Origin of the sequence: Deinococcus pimensis DSM 21231 (assembly GCF_000519345.1) — a bacterium.
Classification (GTDB): Bacteria; Deinococcota; Deinococci; order Deinococcales; family Deinococcaceae; genus Deinococcus_A; species Deinococcus_A pimensis.
In genome coordinates this window covers 1-846 of sequence record NZ_KI912631.1, presented here as the reverse complement: position 1 = coordinate 846, position 846 = coordinate 1, and the positions used below count along the sequence as shown (strand labels likewise).

Annotated in this window: 1 protein-coding gene; it reads left to right on the top strand. The window is 69.4% G+C overall.

The genetic code is table 11. The annotated features are described in order from the left end of the window. Positions 1–236 precede the first annotated feature (236 nt). Positions 237–846 (top strand): GIY-YIG nuclease family protein (locus DEIPI_RS28385; protein ID WP_045233625.1); only part of this gene is annotated, 610 nt, incomplete at its 3' end.

Genomic DNA, 846 nt, shown 5'->3' with positions numbered 1-846 from the left:
CGTGGGCCTCGGCACGGACCTCGACGGCGGCTTCGGCGTGCGGGAACTGCCGCGCGGTCTGGAGCGCGGCGCGGACCTCGCGCGCGTCGCGGACGTCCTGCAGGGCGAGCACCGGGACGGCGTGATGGGCGAGAACTGGCTGAGGTGGCTCACCGCGAACCTGCGCTGATCGCGGGCGGCCTTCACCGTCGCTCCATGCACGAAGTCCGCTTCGTCCAGAGCGTAAAATGGGGGCAATGCAGTTCGAAGCGCTTCCCGTCCTCCCGACGCAGCCGGGCGTCTACATCTTCCGCTCGAAGAGCGGCGTCCCCATCTACATCGGGAAGGCGAACAACCTCCGCAGCCGGGTCTTCTCGCACTTCCGCGCGGGCGGCAAATCGGGCCGCTTCACCCGCGAGGCCGAGAACCTCGAATTCATCACCGTCCGCAACGAGGTCGAGGCGCTCGTGCTGGAAGCCAACCTCATCAAGCAGCACCGCCCGCACTACAACGTGCTGCTCAAGGACGACAAGCACTACCCCTTCCTCAAGATCACGAGCGAGGACTTCCCGATGCTCGTCGTGACGCGCCGCGTCGTGGACGACGGCGGCAGCTACTACGGCCCCTACCCGGACGGCGCGGCCGTGCGGCGCGTCAAGAACCTCATCGACACGATGTTCCCGCTGCGCAAGAACAGCGGCATGCCCATGCAGCGCAAGCCGCGCCCCTGCCTCAACCACCACATGGGCCGCTGCCTCGCGCCCTGCATCGGCGCGGCCGACCGCGCCGAGTACGGCCTCGTCGTGGAGGACGTCAAGGCCCTGCTGGAGGGCCGCGCCGCGCCCGTCGTGGCGCGGCTGCGGGAGG